Source organism: Desulfovibrio sp. 1188_IL3213, assembly GCF_036763145.1.
Classification (GTDB): domain Bacteria; phylum Desulfobacterota; class Desulfovibrionia; order Desulfovibrionales; family Desulfovibrionaceae; genus Desulfovibrio.
This window is the reverse complement of the sequence record NZ_JBAIYR010000218.1, coordinates 1-3,831: the sequence shown is the minus strand read 5'-3', so window position 1 is coordinate 3,831 and position 3,831 is coordinate 1. Positions and strand designations below refer to the sequence as shown.

Sequence of the window (3,831 nt, the reverse complement as noted above, 5' to 3'; positions counted from 1 at the left end):
AAGGCGCGGGTTTTGCTCATGCTGGCGCTGGCCCGGGCCGCCCGGCAGGGAACAGACAGCCCACAGGCGCTGTTTGCAAGTGTGCGCCGGGCTTTTGAGCGTTGCCGCGAGGTGTAGAAACGCGGAACATGAGGATATTTTTGCTGTTTGCGCCGGGTATGCCGCGTCGCAGAGGCATTTGACTTGCCTGACGGGTTGAAAAGACGCACAATCGCCCAGCGCTGCCCTGGCGACGTGTTGCCGTATCGCCCGGCGTTGTGTCGTGCAGGCATAACTCATGCTATTTATGCAACCGTATTTTAAAGGTTTACGGCGCTCTTCACGGCACGTAGCCATTAACCCCGCCTCAAGATCAAAGGAGCCGCAGAAGCATGTCATACCGCTTCATTCCACAGCTTGCGGATGAGGAAATCCGCCTCCGCCAGGAGGAAGGCCTGCGCCGGACAGTGCGCCGTGCCTGGAACTCTCCCCAATACAGCAGCAAGCTGCGCGCCTGTGGTCTTGAATCTGACGGCGCCATTGGCCTGGATGACCTTTCGCGTCTGCCCACAGTGGACGTGGACGACCTGCGCGAGGGATATCCCCTGCCTCTGCTGTGCGTGCCGCCCGCTGAGGTGGTGCGCGTTCACGCCTCCAGCGGAACCACGGGCAAGCGCAAGATTCTGGCCTATACGGCGGCGGACGTGGAAACATTCAATCTGCAGATGGCCCGCTGTTATGAGCTGGCCGGGCTGACCGCCGAAGACCGCATGCAGATAGCCGTGGGTTACGGCCTGTGGACGGCCGGAGTGGGTTTTCAGGGCGGCAGCGAAAAGATGGGCATGCTCACCGTGCCTGTGGGACCGGGCAATCTTGAGATGCATTTGCAGCTTTTACAGGACCTTGAATCCACCTGTTTCGGCGCCACGGCCTCTATGGCCCTGCTGCTGGCCGAAGAGGTGGAACGGGCCGGCCTTGGAGAGCGGCTCAAACTGCGCAAGATGATCTGCGGGTCTGAGGCGCGCAGCGAAAAAATGCGCCTCACCATAGAAAGCAAGCTGGGACTTGAGGGCTGTTACGACATCGCGGGCATGACAGAAATGTACGGTCCCGGCACGGCCATAGACTGCGATGCCCACGACGGCCTGCACTATTGGGCGGATTTGTTTATCATCGAGGTGCTTGATCCCGTCACCCTGCAGCCCGTGCCTGAGGGCGAGGTGGGCGAGATGGTGGTGACCAGCCTGTGCAAGGAGGCCGTGCCGCTGTTGCGCTATCGCACCCACGACCTGTGTCGCCTGTTGCCGGGGCGCTGCGCCTGCGGCCTGAACATGCCGCGCCACGATCGTATCCTGGGCCGCTCGGACGACATGCTGATCTACCGGGGCGTCAATATCTACCCCGGCCAGTTCATGGCTGTTATCGGGGAATTTGCCGAACTGGGCGGCGAGTATCAGGTGGAACTCAGCCGTGACGAACGCGGCCTGGATCATCTGGCCCTTACCGTGGAGCGCGCGCAGAACGTCTGCGGGGGCAATGATTCCGCCCTGGCCGCAGCGCTGGAAAAGCGCCTGCACAAGGCCATCATGGCACGTATGAACGTCAGCATTGTGGATTACGCGGCCCTGCCGCGCACGTTCAGCAAGTCGCGCCGCGTGGTGGACAAGCGCTGAGCCGCGTCCGAGCCATGCCGTTGCGATGCCTTTGTCGTCCGGCACAGCGGCTGCCGCAGTAAGGTCAGCACTCCAGCTTTACCGCGCTGAGGGAGGGTGAACACCCTGTTGGAACATTACATCCCGTCCGTAACCACGAAAAATATGCCAGCGCGGGGCCGCAGTTTCCCAAAGGGGCGACGGCCCCGCTTTTTTTGCACAAAGCTTTCTCCACGTGTGGTGGCCGCCACTGTGACAAAGAGGCGATAAGCCCTTGCCCGCGAAAGACAGCCGTGAGATTATGGCTTCACATTGCATACGCGCGGCACGTCTATCACGGGAGGTTTCATGTCCACAGGCAAGGTGCTGGCTCCGGGGCTGGCCTGGGCGGGATATCTCTGCCTGGCCGGGGGCGCTTTTGCCCTGTGGCTGCCAGTGTTGGGGGTATTGCCCTTGCCCGTGCCTGTGCTGGCCCCTGTGTTGCGCCGTCTGGCCGGGGCGCGGGGCGACAGGGTGTTGCTCGGCCATGCACGGTGGCAGATGAACACCTTCTGGCTACTGCTCATGCTGCTTGTAGCCCTTGTGGCTCTGTTCGGGGCAGTGGGCGTGCTGTTCAGCGAGGGAAAAGCGCTGGATGCCGTTGAATCCATAGGCAATGCCTACAGCGCGGGCCATATTGACCTGGGAATGGTGCTGGAGCGCTTTTGGGCTATTTCCGATATCAGGTTCTTCACCTGGGGCGGTCTGCTGTGGATGGGGCTGGCGCTTGTATGGCCCCTCAAGCGTGTTTTGCAGGGCGCGTGGGGCATGCTGGCCGGGCTGGCTCCGGCGCGCCTTGGGGCGAAGGGAAAAGGCATGGTTTTTGTGGCGGCCCTGCTTGTTCAGGCGGCCCTGCTTGTTGCGGCGCTGGGTTTGCAGCGGATGGCCCTGTGGGGCGGCTGGCAGTAAGGCAGGGCAACCACTCCGGCCACGTCCGCAACTAGAGCATTTTAACTTTGAAAAAGTGTAAATGCTCTAACGCTGCACGAAAGTGCAGCGCGCCACAATGTGGCGTAGATTCAGCCGAAAATCGCATTTTTCGGCTGAATGAAAACTTTGAAATGTGAAGCATTTCAAAGTTAATCTGCTCTATTGCAGGCAAACTTTGAGAATGTACGTTCTCAAAGTTTAAGACACGCTCGCTTCGATACTTGACCGCGCACGAAAATAGCTCTGCTGTCTTCGCGGCAGTCGTTGGCGAGCCTGCGAGCCTTACGAATGGCGACAGTGGTTGTGTGGAAACAAACCGCTCGTTACACATGGTGTCTGCAAGCGTAGTTTCCCGCGTTACAACTCCTGAAGCATCCGTAACTTCCTTTGTCGTAACGGCTGAAGCTGCGCTTGTATCTTTGCGGCGGGCGACTGCTCACGCAGCCGCCAGAGCAATTTCAAAGTGAAATTGCTCTATTGCAGCGGGCCGTTACTGGTCGGCGTTTTTCCGGCTTGAGGGTGTTTCGCGGCTGGCGTCTTCCTTGATCTGGCGCATGTAGTTGTACACGGTGTAGATGGAAACGCGCATGGCTTTTGCCAGATACTGCACCATGCCCTTGATGAGAAAAGCCCCTTCCTCGTCCATAATCCGCACGAAATGCAGTTTTTCTTCCCGCGTCATGGTGGCGGGGTGTTTGCCCGCCCGGCGGATGGCCGTTTCAATGATGGCATCGCTGGTTTCCCCGAGGCAGGAGGGGAACGCTTCGCTCATTTCCTTGCCGGGGGCGCTTTCAAAGCGCAGCAGGGCATGCAGAACCCCCTGGAAGCGCTCCAGGTCTGTGAGGTCAAAATGCATGCATACCGCACCGATGACCTGCTCTTCGCTGTTGCGCAGAAAGCTGATGGAGGACTTGAGCGTCCGTCCTGAGGGGGTCGCGGCGGAATAGGCAATGATGTCCTGCACGTTGTCGCCGCCCTGCCGCCACGCTTTGGTGACCATATTGGTGGCAGGGGCGCCCACATTGCGTCCGGTAAGCGCGCCCTCGATGTGGATGATGGAGTGCTCAAGATCGCTGAAATCATGCACGGCCACCTCACAAAAGGGGCCAAGGGTGCGGGCCATCATTGCGGCCATGCGTTTGGCGTTGGCGAATATGGCCTGGGCCTCGGCCTTGTGGCAGGCGGCCTTTTCCGGTTCCTGCGGATGGGCGCGCCCGCTTCTGGCTGTGCG

Annotated in this window: 3 protein-coding genes; 2 read left to right on the top strand and 1 reads right to left on the bottom strand. The window is 60.1% G+C overall.

Annotated features, from left to right (window positions below):
• The first annotated feature begins 371 nt into the window (after positions 1–371).
• Together V6C16_RS09080 and V6C16_RS09075 are read left to right on the top strand one after the other, a co-directional pair.
• Complete coding sequence (locus V6C16_RS09080; RefSeq protein ID WP_333543048.1) at positions 372–1,652, top strand: phenylacetate--CoA ligase family protein; 1,281 nt, start codon at positions 372–374, stop codon at positions 1,650–1,652.
• A gap of 327 nt (positions 1,653–1,979) precedes the next feature.
• Positions 1,980–2,579 carry a hypothetical protein gene (locus V6C16_RS09075; RefSeq protein WP_333543047.1) on the top strand — a complete coding sequence of 200 codons (600 nt, stop codon included), beginning with the start codon at positions 1,980–1,982 and terminating at the stop codon, positions 2,577–2,579.
• 511 nt (positions 2,580–3,090) lie between these two features.
• On the opposite strand, the gene V6C16_RS09070 is transcribed toward V6C16_RS09075, so the two are convergent.
• Positions 3,091–3,831: helix-turn-helix transcriptional regulator (locus V6C16_RS09070; protein WP_333543046.1), on the bottom strand; the 741-nt coding region annotated here is incomplete at its 5' end.

Coding starts and splice junctions, on each gene's coding strand:
- V6C16_RS09080 (WP_333543048.1), top strand. CDS start 372: ATGTCATACCGCTTCATTCCACAGCTTGCGGATGAGGAAATCCGCCTC.
- V6C16_RS09075 (WP_333543047.1), top strand. CDS start 1,980: ATGTCCACAGGCAAGGTGCTGGCTCCGGGGCTGGCCTGGGCGGGATAT.